This window comes from Bacillus sp. EB106-04-04-XG123 (assembly GCF_058791855.1).
The window spans coordinates 221,462-246,093 of sequence record NZ_JBYTDZ010000001.1 but is presented as its reverse complement, the minus strand read 5'-3'; the positions used below and the strand labels follow the sequence as shown (position 1 = coordinate 246,093).

24 protein-coding genes are annotated in these 24,632 nt (G+C 40.3%); 22 read left to right on the top strand and 2 right to left on the bottom strand.

Annotation, left to right across the window (positions count from 1 at the left end; translation table 11 throughout):
• The first annotated feature begins 11 nt into the window (after positions 1 to 11).
• Positions 12 to 1,781 (top strand): ABC transporter ATP-binding protein, encoded by a 1,770-nt coding sequence (locus tag AC3WTB_RS01235; RefSeq protein WP_492333223.1) that lies wholly within the window; start codon positions 12 to 14, stop codon positions 1,779 to 1,781.
• Entirely contained in the window at positions 1,778 to 3,496 is a 1,719-nt protein-coding gene (locus AC3WTB_RS01230; RefSeq protein WP_492333222.1) for an ABC transporter ATP-binding protein, read from the top strand. Before AC3WTB_RS01235 ends, AC3WTB_RS01230 begins: the two co-directional genes overlap by 4 nt.
• On the opposite strand, the gene AC3WTB_RS01225 is transcribed toward AC3WTB_RS01230, so the two are convergent.
• A complete protein-coding gene (locus tag AC3WTB_RS01225; protein WP_041084830.1) occupies positions 3,483 to 3,743 on the bottom strand; it encodes an acyl carrier protein in 261 nt (86 codons plus the stop codon). The two genes, AC3WTB_RS01230 and AC3WTB_RS01225, sit on opposite strands and share 14 nt — an antisense overlap.
• A gap of 100 nt (positions 3,744 to 3,843) precedes the next feature.
• Here AC3WTB_RS01225 and AC3WTB_RS01220 point away from each other — a divergent pair, with 100 nt between their 5' ends.
• From AC3WTB_RS01220 to AC3WTB_RS01205, 4 genes are read left to right on the top strand one after another with little or no spacing between them, the layout of a single operon-like run.
• Positions 3,844 to 4,857: a hypothetical protein gene (locus tag AC3WTB_RS01220; RefSeq protein ID WP_492333221.1), complete on the top strand. Its 1,014-nt coding sequence runs from the start codon at positions 3,844 to 3,846 to the stop codon at positions 4,855 to 4,857.
• 19 nt (positions 4,858 to 4,876) lie between these two features.
• A complete protein-coding gene (locus AC3WTB_RS01215; RefSeq protein WP_492333220.1) occupies positions 4,877 to 5,455 on the top strand; it encodes a CYTH domain-containing protein in 579 nt (192 codons plus the stop codon).
• A 6-nt stretch (positions 5,456 to 5,461) separates the two neighbouring features.
• On the top strand, positions 5,462 to 6,607 hold the full coding sequence (locus AC3WTB_RS01210) for a nucleotidyltransferase family protein (RefSeq protein WP_144490535.1): 1,146 nt from the start codon (positions 5,462 to 5,464) through the stop codon (positions 6,605 to 6,607).
• A 23-nt stretch (positions 6,608 to 6,630) separates the two neighbouring features.
• A complete protein-coding gene (locus AC3WTB_RS01205) occupies positions 6,631 to 7,800 on the top strand; it encodes a hypothetical protein (RefSeq protein WP_492333219.1) in 1,170 nt (389 codons plus the stop codon).
• Here AC3WTB_RS01205 and AC3WTB_RS01200 read toward each other — a convergent pair.
• Positions 7,797 to 8,879 carry a serine hydrolase domain-containing protein gene (locus tag AC3WTB_RS01200; RefSeq protein WP_492333218.1) on the bottom strand — a complete coding sequence of 361 codons (1,083 nt, stop codon included), beginning with the start codon at positions 8,877 to 8,879 and terminating at the stop codon, positions 7,797 to 7,799. The genes AC3WTB_RS01205 and AC3WTB_RS01200 overlap by 4 nt on opposite strands.
• A gap of 109 nt (positions 8,880 to 8,988) precedes the next feature.
• Between AC3WTB_RS01200 and AC3WTB_RS01195 the strand changes: the two genes are divergently transcribed.
• Genes AC3WTB_RS01195 through AC3WTB_RS01120 form a run of 16 tightly spaced genes read left to right on the top strand, consistent with a single transcriptional unit; the run spans position 8,989 to position 24,620 of the window.
• Entirely contained in the window at positions 8,989 to 10,218 is a 1,230-nt protein-coding gene (locus AC3WTB_RS01195; RefSeq protein WP_052468186.1) for a methionine adenosyltransferase, read from the top strand.
• A gap of 5 nt (positions 10,219 to 10,223) precedes the next feature.
• Positions 10,224 to 11,258 carry a hypothetical protein gene (locus AC3WTB_RS01190; RefSeq protein WP_492333217.1) on the top strand — a complete coding sequence of 345 codons (1,035 nt, stop codon included), beginning with the start codon at positions 10,224 to 10,226 and terminating at the stop codon, positions 11,256 to 11,258.
• Positions 11,259 to 11,271: 13 nt separating this feature from the next.
• On the top strand, positions 11,272 to 11,823 hold the full coding sequence (locus tag AC3WTB_RS01185; protein WP_492333216.1) for an AAA family ATPase: 552 nt from the start codon (positions 11,272 to 11,274) through the stop codon (positions 11,821 to 11,823).
• A 4-nt stretch (positions 11,824 to 11,827) separates the two neighbouring features.
• The gene (locus tag AC3WTB_RS01180) at positions 11,828 to 12,817 is read left to right on the top strand and encodes a phosphotransferase enzyme family protein (protein ID WP_492333215.1); all 990 of its coding nucleotides are present in this window, start codon (positions 11,828 to 11,830) and stop codon (positions 12,815 to 12,817) included.
• Positions 12,814 to 13,542 (top strand): SDR family NAD(P)-dependent oxidoreductase, encoded by a 729-nt coding sequence (locus AC3WTB_RS01175; protein ID WP_041084822.1) that lies wholly within the window; start codon positions 12,814 to 12,816, stop codon positions 13,540 to 13,542. The genes AC3WTB_RS01180 and AC3WTB_RS01175 overlap by 4 nt, the downstream gene beginning before the upstream one ends.
• A 14-nt stretch (positions 13,543 to 13,556) precedes the next feature.
• Entirely contained in the window at positions 13,557 to 14,330 is a 774-nt protein-coding gene (locus AC3WTB_RS01170; protein ID WP_126681832.1) for an SDR family NAD(P)-dependent oxidoreductase, read from the top strand.
• Positions 14,331 to 14,345: 15 nt separating this feature from the next.
• A complete protein-coding gene (locus AC3WTB_RS01165; protein WP_058837675.1) occupies positions 14,346 to 15,152 on the top strand; it encodes a histidinol-phosphatase in 807 nt (268 codons plus the stop codon).
• Between the two features lie 24 nt (positions 15,153 to 15,176).
• Positions 15,177 to 16,259 (top strand): inositol-3-phosphate synthase, encoded by a 1,083-nt coding sequence (locus AC3WTB_RS01160; RefSeq protein ID WP_041084818.1) that lies wholly within the window; start codon positions 15,177 to 15,179, stop codon positions 16,257 to 16,259.
• A gap of 3 nt (positions 16,260 to 16,262) precedes the next feature.
• Positions 16,263 to 17,114, top strand: a complete 852-nt coding sequence (locus tag AC3WTB_RS01155; protein WP_126681833.1) for an HAD hydrolase family protein — start codon at positions 16,263 to 16,265, stop codon at positions 17,112 to 17,114.
• Positions 17,115 to 18,251: an aminoacyl--tRNA ligase-related protein gene (locus AC3WTB_RS01150; RefSeq protein WP_126681834.1), complete on the top strand. Its 1,137-nt coding sequence runs from the start codon at positions 17,115 to 17,117 to the stop codon at positions 18,249 to 18,251.
• Positions 18,238 to 19,368, top strand: a complete 1,131-nt coding sequence (locus AC3WTB_RS01145; protein WP_126681835.1) for a nucleotidyltransferase family protein — start codon at positions 18,238 to 18,240, stop codon at positions 19,366 to 19,368. Before AC3WTB_RS01150 ends, AC3WTB_RS01145 begins: the two co-directional genes overlap by 14 nt.
• Before the next feature lie 4 nt (positions 19,369 to 19,372).
• Positions 19,373 to 20,629, top strand: coding sequence for an ATP-grasp domain-containing protein (locus AC3WTB_RS01140; RefSeq protein ID WP_126681836.1), 1,257 nt, complete (start codon positions 19,373 to 19,375; stop codon positions 20,627 to 20,629).
• On the top strand, positions 20,616 to 21,926 hold the full coding sequence (locus tag AC3WTB_RS01135; protein ID WP_492333214.1) for a type III PLP-dependent enzyme domain-containing protein: 1,311 nt from the start codon (positions 20,616 to 20,618) through the stop codon (positions 21,924 to 21,926). Before AC3WTB_RS01140 ends, AC3WTB_RS01135 begins: the two co-directional genes overlap by 14 nt.
• Positions 21,892 to 23,085, top strand: a complete 1,194-nt coding sequence (locus AC3WTB_RS01130; protein ID WP_327842475.1) for an acyl-CoA dehydrogenase family protein — start codon at positions 21,892 to 21,894, stop codon at positions 23,083 to 23,085. The genes AC3WTB_RS01135 and AC3WTB_RS01130 overlap by 35 nt, the downstream gene beginning before the upstream one ends.
• 16 nt (positions 23,086 to 23,101) lie before the next feature.
• Positions 23,102 to 24,097 carry a hypothetical protein gene (locus AC3WTB_RS01125; RefSeq protein ID WP_492333213.1) on the top strand — a complete coding sequence of 332 codons (996 nt, stop codon included), beginning with the start codon at positions 23,102 to 23,104 and terminating at the stop codon, positions 24,095 to 24,097.
• Positions 24,066 to 24,620, top strand: coding sequence for a beta-sandwich domain-containing protein (locus tag AC3WTB_RS01120; RefSeq protein WP_144490526.1), 555 nt, complete (start codon positions 24,066 to 24,068; stop codon positions 24,618 to 24,620). Before AC3WTB_RS01125 ends, AC3WTB_RS01120 begins: the two co-directional genes overlap by 32 nt.
• Positions 24,621 to 24,632: the final 12 nt, after the last annotated feature.

Here is a 24,632-nt window from a genome sequence, read left to right as displayed (position 1 = left end):
CTGGTGGTGGATTGAAACAAATCGACAAGGGTTCAAAGCAGTTATGGCGTGTATATTTATGGACACTTTCATTCTTAAAGCCTTATACAGGTAAAGTGATTCTAGTTATTATGAGTGGTTTCGTTATTACCTTGAGCGAGCTCATAATACCTAAATTTATTCAATATTTTATTGAGACCATTTTGCCAGCAAAAGACTTTTCAAAAATGAATGGTTTATTGTTAGGACTGACTGGCTTAATTGTACTTGGTATTATACTGACAGCCGCACGAAATTTATGGCAAAGAAAATTAATTGAACAAGCCTCAAGAGATTCACAATTTGCTGCCTTCCAGCAAATCCGTCAACTTGGTTTCTCATACTACGAACAACATTCTGTTAGTGAAACACTCTCCTTTGTTAACACACAGACACGAGCTGTACAAGAAATTTACAGACGATACTTCCCACAATTTATCAATCAGATATTATTTATCGCCATCTCACTTTTCTTTATGATAAACATTTCTATTTTTCTCACACTCATCATCATTCCAAGTTTTATTCTCTACTATGTCTTTGGACCATGGCTTGAAAAAAAGGCAACAATCTACGGTAGACAAAGTGCAGAAGGTTTTCGCACGCTGCAAACAAAATTATACGAAAGTCTTGCTTCGATGGAAGAGCTTAGAATTTTAGGCTATATGAAATGGGATATGGAACGAATTCAACGACTGCATGAAAAAGTGCGCCAAGATCATGAGAAAAATGTGTTTTTCGCCTATTTACGAGGAAGCAACCGCAGGCTGACTTATTATATTGGTGCTCTTGCCACTTTTGGTATTGGTATCCACCTTGTAAAGACTGGACAGCTGACGACAGGTGGTTTTGTGGCATATATCCTATATTATTTTTCAGCGATGCATATGCTTACTTCCATTGTCACACTTTTAACAGAACAACGGATATTAACCTTTCAAATTGAACCTTTATATCATTTTATGAAAAAAACACCTGATATTAGAGAGCCTCAGCAGCCGGTGCACCTTGATCATGTAGAAGGCGATATCGAGTTTCATGACGTCAGTTTTCATTATCCAAATCATCCTTCTTTATTAAAAGGGATGAATCTACATATTCGGAAGGGTGAAAAAGTAGCGATTGTCGGTACGAGCGGTGGAGGGAAAACATCTCTTCTTAAGCTAATGGGACGCTTTTATGATCCCTCAGCCGGGATGATTACACTGAATGGAGTAGATTTGCGCCATTTACCTACTAGTCAAATAAGAGGTGCGATGGGATTTGTTTTTCAAGAAACGTTCTTATTCAATATGAGTGTAAAGGACAATATTCGTTTTGGAGATACAAGTCTTTCAGATCAACAGATCATTGAAGCCGCAAAAAAAGCAGACTGTGATTCATTTATAAGAGAATTAGAAAATGGATACGACACCATACTCGGGGAAAGGGGATTAAAACTTTCCGGCGGGCAAAAACAAAAAATAGCGATTGCCAGGCTATTTGCTAAAAATCCAAGTGTTGTATTACTCGACGAAGCCACAGCATCTCTTGACAATGTCAGTGAGCAAAAAGTCCAGCAGGCATTACACCAAACATTTAAGGATTCTACTGTCATTGCAGTTGCACACCGTTTATCAACAGTCAGACATTTTGACAGAATTATTTTTATAAAAGATGGTCGTGTGTTAGAGACTGGATCTTTTTATGAATTGATGAGGAAAAAGGGGCATTTTTACCAATTAGCGTCTGACCGATCAGAAAAGGAGGCAGGTGTAACATGAGAAAAAATTGGCTGTTTCTTTTAATCACAAGGCAAAAATGGATGCTCCTCCTTGCTCTTTTACTCGTTTTGATTGAAGCAGCAGCTAATTTAGCCATGATAGGACTGCAAAAGTGGCTCATTGATGATGTTCTTTTGCATAGTGGTATCAGTCCACATTTTTCCCAGATCTTGATGCTGTTTGCCATTATATTTCTTGTCTATGTTGTGATGTTTGTGGCGAGCCCGTATGTGATGCATAAAAACTATCTGACCATCCACCATTCATTGCAGAAAATGATGCTAGATCAGCTTCAGCAAGTATCCATGAGATCATATAAAACTCACCCAGTTAGTTTTTATTTACACAAGCTTAATCAAGATGTAAAGACAGTTGCTGTCACGGCTGCTTTACATATACCGAAAATTGTCCAAACGATTTTTATGGCCGTTGTTTTATCTATCGTTTTACTATCTGTGAGTTATGTCTTATTTTTCTTGCTTCTCTTTGCAAGCACTTGTTATTTCATTATCGGTAAAAAAATGGCGAAAACGGCAACAAACATAGCAAAAGATGTGCAGGAGAGAAAATCAGACCTATTCGTGCATGTAGAAGAAGGAATTTCCTCTACAAGGGAAGTTGTCGCATTTGATCGACGTAAGTGGGAAATTGGTTTGTATGAAAAGCTGTTTAACAAAATGATGGATCGTGTCATGAAGGAAGGTAAGTTTCAAAATAAGCTTCTTTTTTTAACAGAACCATTGAAATGGTTTGGGATACTATCAGTTCTAGTGTTTGGCACATATCAAGTAGCAGCAGGAAACATGTCCATCGGTTTATTTGTCGTCATTTACCAATATGCCTCTCAATTAATGAAGAGTTATCAAGAGTTATTCCAGTATGTATTTGAATTTTTCCAACAGCGTGCATCTGTTCATCGAATCGCAGAAGTGCTGCAAATGGAAAACGAAGAAAAAGGAACAAAACAAATAGATGCTGTAGAAGACGTGGTGTTTGAAGATGTTTGCTTTTCTTATGAACAAACCTCTAAAGGCGCTTTAGACGGCTTGAATCTTCATATTCCAAAGGGAAAGAAAGTGGCGATTGTTGGAGCAAGTGGCAGCGGAAAATCGACAATCTCAAAGCTCACACTTGGACTTTACCAGCCAGATAGCGGGGGAATTTTAGTGAATGGGATTGATCTATCAGAGATAAATCCATCTCATTTATTAAGGCGAATAGCCGTTGTTCCGCAAGAACCTTATTTTTTCCCAGACACTATACGCCTGAATTTAATCATGGGATTAAATGATGTGACCGAAGAACAACTTGAACAGGCGTGTGAAGTTGCACAAATTCTTTCCTTCATCAAAGGGCTTGAAAAAGGTTTTGACACAGTCATTGGAGAGAGGGGAATTTCCCTATCAGGAGGACAAAGACAGCGTTTAGCAATTGCCAGAGCGCTTTTAAAACAGGCTGATTTACTTATATTAGATGAGGCGACCTCCGCGCTTGATCGGCAGACTGAAAGGAAAGTTCAAAAAGGGATAGATGATGCCAAAGGGGGCGGCACCTTGCTTGTGATTGCGCACAGATTATCAACCATACAAAATGCAGATATGATCTATGTACTTGAAGATGGTGCTGTTCAAAGCTGCGGTACTCATGAGGAGCTGATGGAAGCCTCCTCGCATTACCGCTCTTTATTTATGGCCCAGGTGATTACAGCGTCTTAGTCAGTTTGTTTTTAACCAAAGTAAAGAGTCGATCTAAGGTGCGGAAGTGGTCGGGGTGTAATTCTTCATCTTCAAAGGCAATATGAAAGGTGTCCTCTAATGAAATAACAAAAGAGACGATTTGGACAGAATTTAATCCTAAAGCTTTTAAACTATCATCCCGGCTTGGCTGCTCATTCAGAGACAACTTATTCATGACAAGCTGGACAATTTTTTCTTCAACTTCAGTTAGTTTCAGTTCATTCATGTCGCGGCTCCTTTCTAAGAGATTGTATATGTTACATTTTGGTTGATGAAGGAAAAAAATGCAATTTTTTTTATAAATCTATCATAAGGGGTGGCATTCATTGTCATATGTAAGCTATCAAAAAAATGATGTTCGTGTCGTATTAGGTGCAGATGAATCAATTCAGAATTTAGTCATAAGTAAAGTACATCCCTATATTGATTGCAGCAAATTAACAGAAAGACATGAAGGAGACGTTTGGACAATTTTAACCAGTGAATATGCACAAGAAATTCAAAAAGAAATCCCGCTTGAAGAAGTCTTTTACCAAACAAAGATGGAACCCCGCTGCCGCTACCTGTATCACGGAGAGAAAAAAGTCATTGTGATAGATGAACCAAAAGATGTCAGATGGGCAGCCCAGCATGCTCTACGGTTAATTAGAGTTTTGCTCCGCCTTTTGTGTTATCAGGATGGACTCATCTATTTGCATGGGGGCATGATGGAGATGAATCAAAAGGGAATTGCCCTAGTAGGCGGATCAAGGGCAGGGAAAACGTCCACCATCTTATCCTTATTATCATTAACCGATGCCCGGTATATCACAAACGATGATATAGGTGTTTCATATACGAACACCGAGTACACGGGAACTGGCTGGCCTAGATCTATGAGCATTCGGAAAGATTCGTTTGAAGCCATTGAAAAGCTTGGTACCCCATACAGACTCCAAACATCAAGTCACCCTTTTAACGAGGATGATAAAAGCTATCATTTTGTATATCCAGAGGAGCTAGAAAAATGGTTTGCACGTGAAGTCAAAACAATGGGGAAAATCGATGTGATTGTGTTTCCTGAATTTTTACCTCACGGGCAAACTGGTGCAGAACTATCGAAAATGACATCGCATGAAGCAGCGGAACGTCTGAACGAGCATGCAGTCATTAATCCTGGAAGACATAATGAATTCTTATTACCGTTTTTCACATTGCCGACACCCGAAGAGCTAGAACCATTTCTTAACGCACTAGCGGAAAAGGTGCCTTGTTATTCATTAAAGCAGGCATTTACTTCTTTAGAGAAAGGTACTGTCCTCATTCAAGAGCTTCTTGAACAATCCGACATTGTCGTGTAAGACTTTTTGGAGGTGAGTCATGGTTGAGCAGGAATATAAATATTTGTTGTCACAAACAGATTTTCAGCACATATACGACATGTTCATTCAAAGCTATAGCCCTACTTATATACTTAATTTCAATTACTATTACGACACCCCAGATTTTCTATTAAAACGATTTGGTTACACCGTACGTATCCGTCAAATCAGCGGGAAACTAACACTTGAAATCAAACGCCCCAGTCAAACATCTGGCTATAAAAGAGTAAGAGAAGAAACGTCATTACCTATTGAGGAGTTACCGCGAAAACTAGATCTACTAGACATCATGACGTCTTTACCTATTATAGGTACTCAACAGCCAGAAATGTTAGGGCTATTGGTCACTGAGCGAACAACCTTTCACATTGAGGAAGGCATCAAAGTGGATTTGGATCAAAGCAGCTATCTTGGCATCACAGATTATGAACTGGAAATTGAATATGACAGTGAAAAAGCATATGAGGCAGATCAATTGTTTCATACACTAACTGATGATTTGGACATGCCAGTCAATCGAAAAGGAAAGCGCTCTCGATATATCACTAGATTTCAATCGTTTTACGGGAAGGAGTAGTCAAACATGCGAGCTGTTTTGGATCAATCCACTCTCTCAAATGAGCAGAGACTGTTATTACTTAGCTCACGTATTCAATTAAATGAACAAGAAGAAGAGTCTATTAGAGCTCTATTGAAAGATGGCATCGATATGCCTAAATTAATTGGACTGGCATCAAGACATAAGGTGCTTCAGCTGATGACACCTCATTTAATTCGCCTTGATGATGAAAAGAGCATTACGACAACATACAAATTTTTGCTTCATTATCACTATATAGGGAATCGTCAAAAAAATGTGGAGAGATTCAAAGAATTCAAGCGTCTGTTACAAACATTCCGAAATGCAAAGCTGAAAGCGGTCCCCCTTAAAGGCGCCATTTTAACCCCGCTTGTGTACAAAGATTATGGACTGCGAATGATGTCAGACCTTGATTTCTTAATTCATCCAGATGACCGGAAAAGTGCCTCATCATTGCTCAAGAAAGAAGGGTTTATCATCGGGAAATATGACTGGGCTGCCGACCAGGAAATACCGATTGAAAGAGAAGAAGAAATGATGTGGAGAATGAATGCCGGGAATCTTTATTCACATATTAAACGGAGCGGAGAAGATTTTTTGAAGGTACACCGAGTCGATTTCTCTTATGATGTTGAACTGAAAAAAAACTACGAAGCAACAAATGCTTTGCTGGATGCTGTTGAAGAAAAGCACTTTTTTCAAACAGATGTCCATTTGCTCCAGCCATTAGATTTTCTTATCCATCTTGCTTTCCATCTATATAAGGAGGCAACAAATGTACAGTATGTCTACTTACATGCAGATCTTAATTTGATCAAGTTTTGTGATGTAAGAGAGTACGTCATGTTTGTTGAAGAGCAAAATCAGCTTGATTGGCATGCTTTGCAAGTAAGAGCGAAGGAATTAGGGGCCGAGAAAGCACTTTTTTACACGTTTACGTTTTTAGATTTATTGTATCAAACGAACTATATCGATCAATTGAAGCAGCTAGACATGAGTGACCAATCCTTCTTAGAAGCTTATGGAGAGAATGATTTCGGTTCTTTGAAAATATGGAAAAAATCTTTTATTGAGCGTTTTTTCAGCTTAGATAATCGCGATGAACTTGAAGAGGAACCAGCCATACAGCTATTTCCTGAAAGGCAATAGCAAATTGAAGAGGAGGATTCTATATGGATATAAAAGCGCTTTTTGAAAAGCCTAAGAACGATTTTCCTTTTGAAAAGTCATTTGTGTTTGCAGGTATTCATTTTCATATTCTATCAATGGAATTGCAGGCGATTGAAGATATTGAACATTATATCCCAAAAGAATTGGATCGCCGCGAGGGGGATATCCCTTCACAGATTGAAATAAGGTTTATTATTGATCCGGAGCTTGAACAGTCTGTTCGCAGTGCTTGCTTTCAAAAGGGCGAAACCATTATTGCAAAAAGGAAGTTTACTTACAAACGATTAAAATTAGATGACCAAGTATTATTTGCCTCACATGAAGGTGACGAGCCGCACAGTGTGGCGGTCAATAAGGGGCGTTATGCTGTGATTGGAAAAAACAATAATGAGTCTGCGATACGCTGTCCACTGCGAATCGTCCGAGAAATTGCCCTTAGAACACTAGAAAACCAAGGTGGATGCTTTACACATGCAGCAGCTGTTTCTTTTGAAGATGGCCAAAAAGGAGCGCTCATTATCGGTGATAAAGGTGCCGGGAAGTCAACCACTATGTGGCAGTTTTTGCATCATGGAGGAGCAGATTTTATCACAAACGATCGTTCTATTTCAGTGCTTGAAGATCAGGAACTGACTGTGTATGGATGGCCGATGTGCTTGGCGCTTGGAGTAGGAACCGTCCAAGCCACAACAAATATACAGGAACTGAAAAACAAAAAATTCAGCCGGTCTCAAGATAAAAGAATATGGGATGAAACCATATCAACAGAGGAAGAGGCAAAAGAAAAATGGGCGAGCGGCTGTAAGTTTGAAATTACACCGAAAGAAGCAGCTGAAATGACAGGAACAACGATTCGGAGCTCTACGAAAGTAAATATGGTGATTTTCCCTTCACTTAAAATAGGTTCGGGTGAGATTAGGCTTGTGCCGGTAAAAAAAGATGATCAAAGAGCAAAAGATATTATGGCAGCAAATATAAGGGAACCAGAAGATCCCGACTATTTAAAAGGCTGGCTCGGACTTCGACATGTGTCAGATACCTTTCTGAGGCAAAAGGCATCTGAGCTTATCCATCACTTGTTTAACATGCCATGCTTTTATTTAGAGGGTGATCCGCGTTACCTGCAGGATGCAATTCCAGAACTGTTAAACAAAAAAGTCAGTTCGATTTAAAGAGACGATTGTCTAAACATTCGTTTGAGCCGATCTTCACGTTTTTTCATTTGCTCGTGATCTGCTGGCAGCAAAATTTGAAAGAGCATTTCGGCAATTGGCCGTGCGAGCCTTTCGTCAGAGTTCATGAGAATGCAGACTCCTAATTTTTTCTTTGGAATGAATCCAATATAGGAGGTGAACCCTTTAATTTCTCCGCTATGTTCAGCTAAGGTGAAACCGTTAAAAGGTCTCAAAAACCATGAAAGACCAGCACCTCTGCTGAAATCTTCTTCAACCATAACGGGGCTTTGCATTTCTTTTAGCGAATGCTGATGAAGCAGGCTGTTTGCACCGTATTGAGCTTGAATGAATTGAATCAGATCATCTGCTGTGGAGATTAGTCCGCTTGAACCATCCTCCCAAGATTGTGTTTCAGCACTTGGATAGGTTACGTCAGACAGGCCTGAGGAAGAAACTGTATATCCTTTGGCTGTGGAGGCTGTTTCAATAAATCCAGTTTGCTTCAAATCGAGCGGTTTTAGTATGTGGGTATGCACTAATTCTCTATAGGGCATATGACTCGCCTTTTCTAGCACTTTACTTAATATAGAGTAGCCAAGACTGGAATAATTGATGATAGACCAAGGCGGTGTGAAAATAGTGAGTATTTCAATACACTGAGCTAGAGTCATCTCTCGTAAATGAACGGCTTTGTCGAGTGCTTTGGGCAGGCCTGAGATATGAGAGGCAATCATTCGGAAAGTGAGTGGAATTGGTTCAGGTAAGTGACTTTTTATGGAAGAAAGCAAAGGTTCGTAAGTATGAATGGGTTCATCGAGTTGAATGAATCCTTCCTCTCGCAATTTCATCATCACCATTGCAGTAAAAGGCTTAGTCACAGAACCAATTCGAAAGGTTGTGTCTTTTGTAACAGGGATGCTGTTTTCAATATCAGCGAGGCCCTCATACCACGACCAAATGTGCTCATCTTCATGAGAAATACAAATGGAACAGCCGGGAATTTGATGTTGCTCCAATAATTTTCTAATGTCGGCGGTTGTATCTTGCAGACGCTGCAGGATCGATTCATTGATCAAAATAGACACCTCTTTCATACAGAATATATATATATTACCAAATGTTTCATGTTGTTTTAAGATGAACGATCAATATTTTTATATTTTAAAAGAGAGCGGGCGATAGAAAATGAAAACAATTCAAAAAACCATTCTTGATATTTTAAAAGGTGATGGCCAAGATATAGAACAAATTCCATATGAGCTTGTGGAACGTAAAGGTGTAGGACATCCAGATACAATGTGTGACGCCATAGCAGAAAGAGCTTCTCAATACTATTCTCAATATTGCATGGAGCATTTCGGCAGGGTGGCACACCACTGGTTTGACAAAGTCATGCTTCTTGGCGGAGATGCGGATGTCACGTATGGGAAAGGGACAATGGTCAAACCGTATCAAGTTGTGTTTGCTGGAAAAGGGGCATACGCATACGGGGATGAGCCCATTCCTCTTAAAAAGATTCTTTTCGATGCGGCAAAGGATGTGTTATCAGAGGTGACAACAGGATTTGACCCTGAAGAACATCTCGTCATTGACTGCCGAATCGTCGATCATCAGGGGGCAGGCCGCAAAAATTCACGATATCGTCCGATGGTTGAAACGGACATGATTGAAATCGGTGATCCAAAGCTTGTGTCAAACGACTGTAACTTACTGCATGCTCATGCTCCGTTAAGCCGTCTTGAGAAGCTGGTCCTTTATACAGAGCGTTATGTGAATGGACCAGAATTTAAAAAGGTCAATCCAGATACCGGCTGGGATGTAAAAATATTTGGAAGCAGACGTCATGAAGATTTCAAACTCATTGTTAACATGCCATTTCTAGCTAAAGATATTCATAGTCTTGAGGAGTATTTTGCCCGCAAAAAAGAATGCCAAGATCAAATCGCTCGCTATATTCATGAAACGTTAGGCCTCACGCCTGATCTCATGCTGAACGCAACAGATCGCAATGGCCGTCCGTACTTAACAGCGCTAGGTTCTGTAGCAGATACCGGCGATGTAGGAGTTGTTGGAAGAGGAAATAGATTAAATGGACTGATCACCCCAATGCGGTCTATGAGTATTGAAGCGCCAGCTGGGAAAAACCCGCTTGATCATACAGGGAAATTATATGGGGTGCTCGCACAAAGGCTGGCAGATCAAATTTTTGAAACGATTCAAAAGCCAACAGAAGTGCATATCTTTACTTCAAAAGAGGCACCGCTCCACAACCCTGATGAAATTGCCGTCCGTATTCAGCAGTGGGATGGAAATGAAGTTGATAGAAAAAGAATTGAAGACCTTGTCATGAATGCGGTTCATTCCATGGGCGATGTGACAACAGATTTAATTTTTAAAGGCGTGACAATGTGGTAAAAAGGATGAAAAAAAGAGTCATTGAAGCCGTTCAAGCATGTATTCATACAAAAGAACCTATGGCAGTGACCATTCATCCATATGAAATTGAAAAACAACAACAATTGAATCAACATCATCTTCTGTTGATGCTAAAGCCTGAATTAACAAGTATCAATAAAGGTGTACAGCTTGATCTAATACTAGATGAACTTCTCCAACGATTAGATGATCGTGAGATAGAAATAGGGGCCGTGCGCGTTATATCATCCTTATATTTGAAGGGAAAGAAAATTATTGAAAATCAATATGGGATGCTAAATAAAATTTCTAAACACGGTCTGAGTGAAGTGTCAGATGCAGCAAAAAAGATGCTCGCCATGAAATACCCAGAGTTTAAAAAGAAGGAACATTTCATATATGGAGGCCATCAATTTTTACAAAAGTACAAAGAGCTTACGCCGTATGGTTTAGAGCTGTTAACCCGAAACGTCAAGGTAGACAAGCTGGGTGCGGGCACATACGCCATAGAGGCCGAGGTGGATGGAGAAAAGATGCTTCTGCTCAATTCATTTCACCCTTGTCAAATAGAATGGTTCACTGCACCTGCAAAGTCTATTATCGTCATTGAATGTTTTTCAAAGCAGCCTATGAGGAAGTTAAGAGAAGATTTTATCGGTGCAACGGATCCTAAAGAGGCAAAAGCGGGTTCTTTTAAACACATGCTGCTGTCGGAGCAAAAACGGTTTGGTTTATCTAACGTGTGTACCCGGTTTAATGGCATTCACCTGTCACCGGGTCCTGTAGAAGCAATGGCGGGAATGATTCACTATTTTAGTACACCTGAAACAAGATTGACTCCCGCACATACACTTTTTGGCCAGCTATTAAAGGAAAATGGCTTTTCGCCGGAAGCATTAGATCTATTATGTAAAGATGTGTCCATTCATTCAAGCGAAACACCTGTATTTGAATTAACAGAAAACCTGAATTGGGATGAAGCACTTGATCTGCTAGTAAAAGTGAGAAACGACATTCAAAAGCATGAACGTGTTCTGTAACGGAGGGAACAACTTGAACAATAAAGGAGCTAGCCAGCGAATTTGGATTGTCGGTCCACCTGGATCTGGAAAAACAACCCTTGCACATCAATTGAAGCAGGAGTTAACGTTACCTCACTATGAACTCGATGCCCTATTCTGGCAAGCGAATTGGAAAAAAACAGATAAGACGGTGTTTATCGATAGTGTCCATGAAATTGTCAAAGAAAAGAAATGGGTCATTGATGGTCAATATTCATCTGTTCACCACATATTGGCTGAATATGCTGATACGATCATTTGGCTTGATGTCAAGAGAAGACAGACATTCCCCCGCCTTATGAAAAGGACATTCAAACGGCTCATCACAAGGGAGAAACTTTGGAATGGAAATAAGGAGCGAATGGGTAACGCGCTCCAATTTTTCTCATATGCCTTTCAAGTCTATCCAGAGGTGATTCATCAAAACGAAAAGCTTTTTCACAAATTAAAAGAAGAATCTCATGTGAAATGCCTGCGCATAGACAAGCGGGACGAGGCAGGCCAGGTGCTTATGAAGATCCAAAACCTTGAGAAAAAGGGGTGAGGACATGACGACATTAGATGATGCTTATAATGTCCTGAAATATTGGTTTTCTGAAAAGCCGATGCGTTTAACACCTTTAAACGGAAGAAGCCCTAATGAAGGGTGGCTTGTAGAAACGATCAAAAACCGCTTTGTCTTGAAAAAATGTGCAAGAAATCATGATGCGGAGTGGCTTCAGTATTTAGAGGATTTAACAGATGCTCTGCTTGATCATCATTTCCCGATCCAGCCTATGATGGAGGCAGAAGACCATCGTAAGACCATTTTATTCAAAGAACATTTTTGGCAGCTGCGGCCTTATTTTGAAGGAAGACCATATGAAATGGGAAATCGTTCTGATGAACAAGAAGCCATTCGGGTATTAAAACAGCTTCATTCATTAAAGGACTTACCGAAAGGGCCTGTGAATCCAAACTGCGAATTGAAGAACTGGATTGCTTCTCCGCACGAAACGCTCGGCAAGACGGCTTACGCACTAAAAAAGGTTGTTTCTTCTAAAAAGGCTGCTGCTTTGCTCAAAGTGTATGATCGAGAACTAATGAATATCATCACGCTGTTAAACCCTAGTATATACGAAGCATTACCTCATGCTGTGACACATGGTGACTTTCATTCTGGCAACCTGTTAATTCGTGACAAAAAGCTTGCCATGGTTCTTGACTTTGATACAGCAGGCTTTAGACCACGAATATATGATGCAGCCATATCTGCATTTTTATTAACGAGAATCAAGAGAGGAACGTTTCAACTAGATATTGTGAAAACAATTCAATTTTTAAAGGCATATGCAGATGACTTATCCGAATATGAATGGCGTTCTATATCTGCGTTTATCAGACTTTTATATATTCCAACAGAGCGGTATTTAACATTGCTGCATACCTATACACCTCACCTATTAAACTGGTATATTGATTGGTCTTTCGAAGCACTAGAATCTGCATCGAACCAGCTGAAGGAAGATTGGTATCTCCAGAAGGGGATGAGAATATGAAGGTCGCTGTTGTCACTGGTGGAAATAGGGGCATAGGCAAAGAAGTGTGCAGACAGCTTGCGCAGTGTGGAATGCTTGTTATTTTAACTGCACGGCAGTTTGAAAGTGCCAAAATAGCTGCGTCTGAAATGGCTGAGCATGTTGTGCCATTTCAGCTCGATGTAACAAATGAAGAATCGGTTGAACGTTTCTCGCAATTTATGAAAGATTCGTTCGGCAGAGTGGATGTGCTCATTAATAATGCCGGTGTCTTTCATGACAACATAAAGGATCACACATTTCCATCTTTTCTAGATCTTCCGGTATCGACTCTTCAAGAAACGATGAATGTGAATGTGTATGGTGCAGTCAGAATGACCAAGGCCGTTTTCCCTTATATGAAACAGGGAGGATATGGACGGATCGTCAATGTATCTAGCGGTATGGGAAGGCTTTCGGCGATCTACGCTTCAGACGATGTCAGGCGTGACGGAAAAAGCGGTCCGTACTACCGGATGTCAAAAGCGGCACTGCATGTTCTCACAAAAGTCACCGCTTTAGAAGGGGCACCCTATTCTATTCTTGCGAATGCAGTGTGTCCTGGCTGGGTACAAACGGACATGGGGACATCAGAGGCTGTTAAAACCACACAGGAAGGTGCATCAGGAATCGTGTGGGCGGCACAGCTGCCCCGAGATGGACCAACAGGAGAATTGTTGAGAGACGGGCAAAGACTTCAGTGGTAAGAGGAGGCAGCTACATGCGAGGTATGAAAGGAAAGACGGTTATTGTGACAGGCGGGGCTCAAGGGATTGGATATGCGGTCGCAGAACGAGCCGCACGAGAAGGCGCACAAGTCGCCATTGCTGATCACCATGTAAATTACGGAATGTCAGCAGAAGAACAGCTCAAAGCAAATGGATATGATGTTTTGTTTATAGAGGCTGATATTGCTGATGAAGCATCAATTGTTTCAATGATCGAAAAAACAGCCAATCATTTCGGAAAAATAGACATGCTGGTGAATTGTGCAGCCGTTTTTATCATGCGGGGTCTTGAAGCAACCGTTGAAGAATGGCGGCGCATCATGGATTTGAATATTATGGGACAAGCACTTTGTGTGAAACACACTGCGCCATACATGGAGAAAATAGGAAAAGGATCGGTTGTAAATATTGCCTCCATTTCAGGTCACATTGCCCAGCCGAAATATTTAACATATAACGCGACAAAAGCAGCAGTTGTCAACATGACGCGGTGCATGGCAATGGATTTGGCGGATGCAGGTATTCGTGTAAATGCAGTGAATCCAGGTACGGTATGGAACAAAAATAACGAGCGGTTCCATTTGGAAGAGCTTGGATTAACAAGAGAGCAAGCAAATCAGCATCCTGATATTGGCGGGATGCACATGTTAAAACGAACCGCTGATCCAGAAGAGATCGCATCTGCTGTCATCTTCCTTCTTTCAGATGAAGCGAGTTTTATTACAGGAGAAAATTTGATGGTTGACGGCGGCTATACTGCCATGTAGAGGAGTAAAAATTGCATGAAATTTGATCTGCACACACATCATCAACGCTGTGGTCATGCGGAGGGGAACATCAGAGAATATGTCGATGAGGCTGTGAAATTAGGTCTGGACTTTATCGGGATTTCGGATCACTCTCCCTTCTTTGGTGAAGAGGCTGACCACTTTAAACCATGGGTAGCGATGGCTAAAAGTGAATTTCAATCATATATAGAGGAAGTCCTGCAGTTGAAAAGGGAATATGACGGAAAAATTCACGTGCTGTTAGGTGTTGAATCTGACTATTTTCCAGAACACGAGGCCCTTTACCGAGACGTGTATCGACATTATCCATTTGATTATATCATTGGCTCGGTTCATGTCAGTAATGGATACGACCTATTTAACCGGAAACGGTGGGAACGAATCACAGAGCAGCAAGCCATCATTGAAAAAGAAACATATTACCAGTTGATTAAAATGTCTGCTGAGAGTCAAATGTTCGACGTTTTAGGCCATATTGACGCCTTAAAAGGTTTTTATCCAGAGATTGCTCATCTCAAAACAGAAGCTGTCGATGATGCACTAAAAGCAATTGCGGAGAGTGGTTCTGTCATTGAAGTGAATACCTCTGGCAAAACAAAAGACTGCGGCGGTTGGTATCCATCAATGGATCTATTAGAGCGAGCCAAATTTTATGGTGTGGATGTCACGTTTGGCTCAGATGCCCATCAGCCAGCCCGCGTAGCAGATGATTGGCTGAAAGTAAAACAGGTGCTGAAGGAATTAGGTTATCGGGAATGGTATATCTTTCAATCTCGTCAAAAGCGAAAATTGGCTCTATAAATTCTAAAAAAAGGGGTTATGAAAATGACAAAAGTTCGCGTAGCAATTGCAGGAGTAGGATCATGCGCTTCAAGTATCGTTCAATTTGTAGAATTGGCAAAGGAAAAGATGGATACGCTCTCCGGTGTTATGCATGATGTCATTGGAGGTTATCACTTGTCTGATGTAGAATTTGTTGCAGCTTTTGAAGTAGATCAAAATAAAGTAGGAAAAGACTTGTCAGAGGCCATTTTTACTAAACCAACGGCTGCAGTAAAACATATAGATGTCCCGTTTTTCCAAGTACCCGTTGAAGCAGGTCCTTTGTGTGATGGTCTTGAAGGAGATTTGTCCAACTGCATTCAGCCGCATGAACATTCATTAAAAATGAACACACATGATGTGACGCAAAGATTAAAGGACGTTCAGGCAGATGTACTAGTCTGCTTCTTACCGACGGGTTCATTTGAAGCTGTTCGAGTATACGCAGAGGCGTGTGCACACGCGCAAACTGCCTTTATTAATGCGACACCTGAACCGGTGGCAAATGATCCTGAATTTGTCAAAATGTTTGAAGAGTCGGATACCCCGCTCCTTGGAGATGACTTAAGAAGTCATTTAGGTGCCACAACACTGCATACAGCGTTAATTGAGCTATTAAAATCCCGAGGGATTGACATTACCAATACGTACCAATTGAATGTGGGAGGCAATACAGACTTTTTAAACCTTGCCAACCCAATGAGATCAACGAGTAAACAAAAATCGAAGAGAAAAGCATTATTTGCCTCTGGTATTGATGCCAGCGAAGTGGCAGCAGGTCCAAATGGCTATGTCAGCTACTTAGGAGATCATAAAGTCTGCTTCCTGCGATTGGAAGGAAATTCCGTTTTGGATTCAGACATTTCGCTTGAAATTCGTTTACAAGTAGAAGATTCTCCGAATTCAGCTGGTGTTATCGCTAACGCAATGCGTGTAGCAAAAGCAGCTAAAGACATGAATCACAGCGGTGTCATACATGACGTTTGCCCATTCTTATTCAAAAGCCCTCCAATTGGACAAGTAGATTCAGAATCATTGCGTCTATTCAATGAATATGTAGCAAATGCTCAGCTGAAAAAGGTGTGATCAGTGGAAGCAGAACTAAATCTTTGCGAGATAAAATTTGCCGCTTTTGACTTGGATGGAACATTAATTGATGACAGAGGCAGGCTTATTGGTGATGTCCATGGCGCAGTGAACATGCTGCGCCAAAGAGGCATTATTTCAATGATTGTCACAGGCAGAACGTATGATTCTTTCTTCTCTCTGAACTTAGATCCATCTTTACTCGATTTATTTCATCATGATGTGTTGTTGAATGATGGAAATGTGATTTGCCACCATCAAAAGAAAACATTTGACGTTATACAATATCTAGATGCTGCTATATGCCGGCAGGTCATCTCATCACTTGATGGTCAAGCTGAATTTGTCATGGAATCACACGGGAAGCATGTGGCATCCAGTAAAAGCGCTAAGTTGAAATATTGCATGCTTTACACATTTCCACGAGAAAAAATAGAGGTTGGTCATCAGAAAGAGTTCAGATTTGACCGTGTGACAAAGCTATTTATTTTACCGAAACAAAAAATAGATATCGCTCATCTATTAAGAGATTGTCATTGTGATGTTGCGGATGCACAGTTTTTAAATGCACAAGTGATTTCCCCGAAAGGAATTTGTAAGGCAGATATGCTTGAACGTCATTTATTAGATTGTTTTGGAGAAAGTGATTTACATCGTGTGATTGCTTTTGGCAATGGTCACAATGACAGACTGCTGCTGAAGAAGGCGAGGTGGGGGCTTGCAGTTCAAGATAGCCATCCATCGGCGATTGAGTTATGTGATGTACATCTGGGGGAGTCTATTTATGAATATCTTGATAAAGTTTTACAATCATTAGAAGCACCAAAAGTGATCAATGAAAAGGGAGGTATTTAGTTGAAAACCCTTCAGCTGCCTTTACCAGATGCACTAGAAGATACAATGATACCGGATTTTGTGGAAAGAGTTTCTTTTCTATCTGCTCACATTTTGCACGTTGATCTTCTTGAAGAGGAATCTGTTATAGAAGTAACAGTAGATCAAACGGGAGATGCAGAGGCAATATCAGCTGCGTTTTTAAAGTTATCGTCAAATGTAGCTCAACTGCGGAGGTTTCGTGAAAAGGAAATGAAATCAAATATTCATTTGTCCAATGAGCCTGTTCATTCGAAACTAAGCGAGGATGATCAAAAGAGAACCTTCTATGATGAAATTGAAATGGAACTCTCACATTATTTTGATCAATTATTCTTAAATATGGGAGCTTCACTTGGAGCCAAAATAAGAAGATACCCTTCTACGATGAGTAAAGAATTAATGGAAAAATGTAAATACCATACGAATTTTCCGCAAAATATTTATTCTGTTTTTGAAATACCTCATGATTACCAAATTATTGATGACATTCGAGAAAAGCATCATGGTTTTCTGCCTGAACACTTCCAGCAAGCAGGCCGTTTTTTACAGCCGTGTATTTGTTATCACTGTTATGAGGAATGGGAAGGAAAGACCTATCTAGACAATCAAATGATGACAGCAGCGGGGCAGTGTTTTAGACATGAAATTTCTTGGAAAGTCGATCCTCTTCGGAAACTAGAATTTAGTATGCGTGAAATTGTCTTTATCGGTGATAACGAATACATCAACGAAACAAGAAAAACACTTCTTGAACACACATGGCAATGTTTTCATCAGCTTGGCCTTAGCGGAAAGGTCACGACCGCAAATGACCCCTTTTTCTTTTATGATGATATGGATAAAGCGAATTATCAATTAATGGCGAATAGCAAATATGAGTTAGTAGCTGTGACAGAAAAGAAAGACGTTTCGATCGCTTCTTTTAACGACTGTGGAGAGATGCTTTGTGAAAGGTTCCAGATCAAGGGAGAAGATGGTATGCCGCTTTATTCAGGTTGTGCTGCATTTGGTATCGATCGATGGGTGCAAGTCTTTTTACAAACGTACGGTCGAAATCGAAAGAATTGGCCAAATGAGATGCTTCATATAAAGGAGGGTCACTATGCTGCAAAGTAATCTGACTCAAGAAGAGCACACAGCCCTCATTTTATCTGATCCTTTTTTAGAAGACAGCCAGATAAAAGAGATGCAGGAGCTTCTGTATCAGCAGCAAGACTGGAATGTCATTCTCGGAATGCTGCATGTTCACCGGACAGCCGGTATTGCATGGAAAAATATTAAACGTTATGCCATTCATTTAAGAAAAGATTTTAAAGCAACTTATTTTTTAAAGTCATTAGAAATTATGTATAAAGGGCAATTAGAAACGGCACGAGACAATATTACGTTAAATGATCAGTTATTCAAAGCACTTGATCAAAAAGGAATTGAGTATGCCATTGTAAAAGGAAGTGTGCTTGGCCAGTGGGCATACGGCGATGTAGGGCTTCGCTTATTTGGAGACAACGATCTCTTTATCTCACAAGATCAGCTGCAAGAAACCGGACATGTATTAAAAGAATTAGGCTATATTCAAGGTTCTTGGAACTATGAAACGGAGACAGTCACACCTGCGAAACGAAAAGACATTCTTTACCTCATCATGAACTCACATCAAACCTACACCTATATGAAACCTACACCAGAATGCCGCTTTATTGATTGTCATAAAATTGATGTTCAGTTTTCAGTTGACCTCATGACAGGAAACCGGACAGATTCAATTGTCCAAGAAATGCTGTCTAGACGAATTCAAACGTCTGTTGATGAGCATCTTGTATGGTCATTAAAAGAAGAGGATATGCTGATTTTCTTATGTATTCATTTTTACAAAGAGGCGATTTATTTAAATGAAGTGGAGTCAATGAAAGACTTGCTGCTTTATAAGTTGCTTGATATATATGGCATGTTTATGAAAGAAGACCTATTGGATGTGGAGTTGTTTGTCCGTCGAACGAAAGCGTATGGCTTTGAAAAGATGGTCTATTTTGCTTTGCATTATGTGAATGAAGTCTTTCCTCATACGATTTCTGATCTTGTCATGGATGCACTTCAGCCTGAATCACTTGCTTATTTATCTGAAGTGCTGGATGCAAATGATGTCGTTCATACCTGGAATCAGCCTATTCGCAAACGATTTTTTCACATTAACCGGTCTTTAGAAATACAAAAGCATTCTGTTCATAAGGAGTAGTGTGATGAAAGATCCGGCAGCGCTATTTGATTTTAAGGGAAGAAACGACGTCATATGGTTTGGGAATATGAATCAAGAACAAAGCTGGGATCAAACAAAGGCTTTACCTGTTATGACAGACCATGTTCAAAATGAACTAGTTCTCCAACAAGAACAACAACTGCTTTTGATTGCTTCTAAGGATCATCATGTCATTATGCATCACCAGCCAGAACCTGCTTTTTTAGCCTATTTGGAAAAGCAAGGTGTCAAGCTTCCGCATATGGTTCAAAAAGAAGATGCCTTGAAATTAAAGGGACTCATTGTACCCTATCTTTTAGATGAATCGGTTGAACAAGCATCATCGCTTGAAAAAAGAAAGATTTATGGTTCAAATCCAACACTTGTAAAACGATTCAATCATAAGGTTTCGACTAGAAAATGGGCAGAAAAACATCAGTTTACTGTCACGTGTGGTGCTGTTTGTCAAAATGCTGACGAGTTAAAACAGACGTATGAAGAATTAAGAGCGAATCATTTCTCAAAAATGGTTCTGAAAATACCTTATGGATCATCTGGTAAGGGACTTCGTATTTTAAAAAACGAGAGAGAATTTAAGCAGCTAGTGACCTTTATTGAAAGAAGAAAAATCCAAACAGACCTTCTCTTAGAGGGGTGGCATCCGATTAAGCGATCTTTAAATGCCCAATTGCTCATTCAAGAGGAAGGATCACACTTACTTTCAATTACAGAACAGAAAATCAATGAGGACGGCATCTACTTAGGGACCGATTTTGCGCCTATTTATGAACAGGACAAAAAACGTGAATATGAAGTAAGCATGCATCGAATCATAGATCTACTATATGAAGAAGGGTATCGAGGTGTGGTTGGCGTTGATTCGATCATTGATATGAATGAACAGCTTATACCGATCATTGAAATAAATGCCCGGTTCACGCAAGTTACTTATTTACTCCCAATCATTTGTCGTTTTTTTTCAACCTACGAATATATTGAAAGCCGCTTTAAAAGATTCTCATGCAGTGCCGACCTGCCGTTTGAAGATGTGTTAACGGAGGTGACCGAAGCACTCGATCCGGGAGAAGATGGTGGGTTTTTTATTTATACTTTCGGTAAAACGAGAGCGGATGATATGTGGCATTATCGCCTGTTTATATTGTTTTACCATATGAAGAAGGATAAGCAGATTCATATGCTGACAAAGTTTGATGATATGGAATTTTCAGCAGAAAGGGGGAGAGAATTTGCCGAAAAATGACTCTACGCTCTTAGAGAAAGCGAATGGTTATGGGACGCCGATGTATGTATACGATGGAGATGCGTTGAAAGATCACTATGATCACATTACAGGATGGCTCCATCAATCAGCAGAGGTGTTCTTTTCATTTAAGTCCAATGGAAATGTCTCGATTGCGTCATTGTTACGGTCTTTTGGAGCTGGTATAGAAGTGGCTTCTGCAGGAGAGCTCCTTATGGCTGTAAATGCAGGTTATTTGCCGGAGCATATCATTTTTTCTGGTCCTGGTAAACAGAAGCAAGAGATCGATATTGCGATTCAGCACGAGATCTATTGTATTATTGCCGAATCGAAAGAAGAGCTCATCTATATCGCTGAGTCTGCAAAGCATCAAAACAAACGAGCATCCGTCGGCATTCGGATTAATCCTGAATCCATTGAGTCACGAGCAAAAATCAAAATGGGCGGAGTTCCAAGTCCATTTGGGATAGATGAATCCAAACTGAAAGACGTATTTGACCTATTTCAGAAGTATGATCATTCGCTTGTTTTTAAAGGGATTCATATGTATTTGGGAACCCAAGTTCTTGATGAAACATCGCTTTTATCATCGTTTGAATACACGCTTAATACAGCTGTTCGAATCAAGAAAGAATATGGACTAACATGCCAGATGGTTGATTTAGGCGGCGGGTTTGGAATTCCGTATTTTCAGCATGAGACACCTCTTCATGCTGAACGGTTATTTCAAAACGTAGCGGAATTGATTCGAGCGTACGAAGATGAGCTGGAATTTCCGAGGTTTATTATTGAGATGGGGAGATTTCTTTTAGCGGAATGTGGTGTTTATTTAACCACTATACAATATGTAAAAGAATCAAAAGAGCAGACGTTTTTAATTGCAGATGGAGGAATGCATCATCATCAAGCGATGACGTTTAGAGGCAGGCTGCTCCGCAATAATTATCCGATGCGGCTCATTAAACATTCCAGTAAACCTTCGGCTGTAGTGAAACAATCGATTGTGGGTCCACTTTGTACTCCGGAAGACTTAATTGGCCGGCAGGTGGAGCTTCCGCAAGGCGATGTAGGTGATCTTCTTTGTATTGAGAAATCTGGGGCATATGGACTTTGCTACAGCCCTACCTTATTTTTAGGTCATTCTTCTCCGCTAGAGCTGCTTTTGTTTGAAGGAAACGATTATGTCATTCGAGAGAGAGGGACTCCGGATGACCTTTTATTGAAACAAAATAGATTATTCTTTAGACAGAGGAGGGATGAATATGACACTGACGGAGCTTCGTCAAGAAACGATTGATCGTCTTGTTTTGCAATTTTCGGAAAGGGCGGGTCAGCTTGATGACGAATTTCAGTTCCCGCATCAGAATCTAGACGAGCTGATTGATTGTGGATTACATGTCGCCAATATGCCGAAACAAGACGGTGGTCTTGGGTATGGATTTGAAGAAACGGTGACTCTTTTGTCACACATATCTAAAGGATGCGCGTCGACAGGACTCATTATGGCGATGCATTACTATTCGCTCGGCGCATTTTCTGAAGTGCTTACAAGTGAGCAGCAAGCCGTAGTTTTTGACGATATTCTGCAGTCAGGAGAACTAATCGCTTCTGTTAGCGATCCGAATGTGATTTTTATTTATCAGCGTAAGCAAATGGACGGAATTCCGACCATTACTGCAGAAAAAACAGATGGCGGGTATCTTGTGAGTGGAACTAAATTTACAGTGACTGGTGCACCGCGCATTAAATATTTACCGATTTATTGTCAGTATGCGCCGTCGTCATGCACATCTCAATATGGAATGACGGCGCTCTTAATGACATTACCGAGTGAAGGTGCTGCGATTGAGGAATCGTGGAATTATTCGGGCATGAGGGCATCGATGAGTCATCACATTCATTTTGACCAAGTATTTATACCCGATCATCAGCTCATCGGGAGAGAAGGCTACGCAATAGAAGATACTGAAAATTTAATCTATTGGTTTCGTCTAGCTGTTACAGCTGTTTATTATGGCATTGCAAAAGCAGCATATGAACATGCCCTCGGTGTGATATATAAAAGAAATGATCGAATTTCCAAGAAAAAAACAGCCTTTTTACCAGGCCAGCAATTTCGTATTGCAGATATGAAAATGAAATTAGATGTTGCACATTCTCAGCTTATGGCTTGCGCTCAGCAAGCAGATCAAGAAAAGAAACAAAATCATTACTCGAGTGATTTGTATACGAAGACGCTGATTACAAAACATTTTGTGACGCAATCAGCAGAAGAAATCGTACAGCTAGCTTCTCAGGTCGAGGGTTTTTCTTCGTTACAGCAAGGCTCTTTGCTTGAGCGTTTAAGCCGAGATGTGAAAGCGGCAAAATTTCATCCGCCTTCTGAAGATTTATTAAAAGAAGTGATTGCAAAAAAAGAGCTGGGTATTATCCCGTTAAAAAATCGCTGGGTATAAAAAGGAGGAGACATATGTGGCTACTGCAGCACCTATTTACCGGAACAATTATTTAAACTGTTCTCAATTAACGATTGCAGCCATGCTTCTTAGAAAAGGGATTGAAATTGATAGGGTTTGGAGGCAGGCAGGCCTTGTTTATAGACCTCAAGACAAAGGGTTTGTTTTGATCGGTTCCTTTAAACATTTTCGTGATGATATTCTCCATCATAATGGCATTCATTTAGAAGAGATTTTTTACACGGAAGAGGAATTAGACCTCTATATCAACCGTGTGTTTAAACAGCATCCAAGCGGAGGGACTGTCTCTGTTTCTTTAGATATATTTGAATTACCGTACTGTCCATTTTACGAAAGAGAGCATGGGTATCACACATTGGAAGTACTTGAGGTGAATGATGATCATGCAGTGGTCAGTGACCATGCATACTCCTATCATGGCACATTGAGTAAAGACCACTTGCTGAAAGCTGCCCGCTCTGTATATGAACATACACCTCGAACTGAAAATCGTTATAAGTGGATCAAACATGTGGAACTTCAGAAAGAACCAGATGTGCTGGTGATATTAAAGGAGCATGCTGCCATCTTAGAAGGAGCACCGCCGCATTTTGATTTGCCTGAAGCTGTCACAGGGCTAGGCGCTATTTCAGTCATTCAAAGGGATTATATTGATAGTATCAAAGACAATGAAAATGGAAATTTATTAGACAATGTTTACTTTGAAGGATTAAAGGATGTGGCTAACTCCAGAAAACATATGGTCACATTCTTATCTTCGTATGAAAATGAGTTTTTACATCCCCTTATTCAAGCTTTTGAAGATGCTTATCAAAGCTGGACAGTGCTCGCCAATTTTACGGCTAGAGTAGGCCTCAGTAAAAACCCTCGCAGTATGATAGAAAGAACGGCAAATCGGTTTCAAAAAACATTAGAAGTGGAAACCAGCCTGCTCACAGAACTAAAAGAGGTGATTCAAAATGAAGACCTATCAAACTCTCTCTCTTCATGATTATGTCAATAACAGAGGCATCACATATCGAAATGAATATGAAAAAGGCCAATTAACAATTGGCGGAGCTTCTTTGCCAGCTGAGTTAATCATGAACGTGCAAGAACCTTTTGTCGAAGGGATTCCTTTTCAGTTCATATATCAAGATCAAGGAGACAATATTGAACTAGAGGGACAGTCTCTTCATTTTCCGCCACTTGAAGCAGAAGCGCTTCACGTCGTTGGTTGTTCTTCAAATGGCAATCTTTACGAAGAGATTTCATTATTACGAGATGGGAACGTTGTCTGTGAGTCTCGGCTTTCATTAACGGATGTGATTGAACGTGAACCTGCCTTTCATGATCGAGCGGCATATGCATTTGATTATATTCATACAGTATCCGGCATTAATCATCATTTGACATCAAACCTATGGCTTGATTCGCTCACCTTTTCGCAAAAAGTAGTTTTTGATGAAATTCGCTTTCAAGATAATCCATTTATGCATATTTTCGCAATGACGATTCAGCAGTCAGATCATTAATGGAAGGGAGCC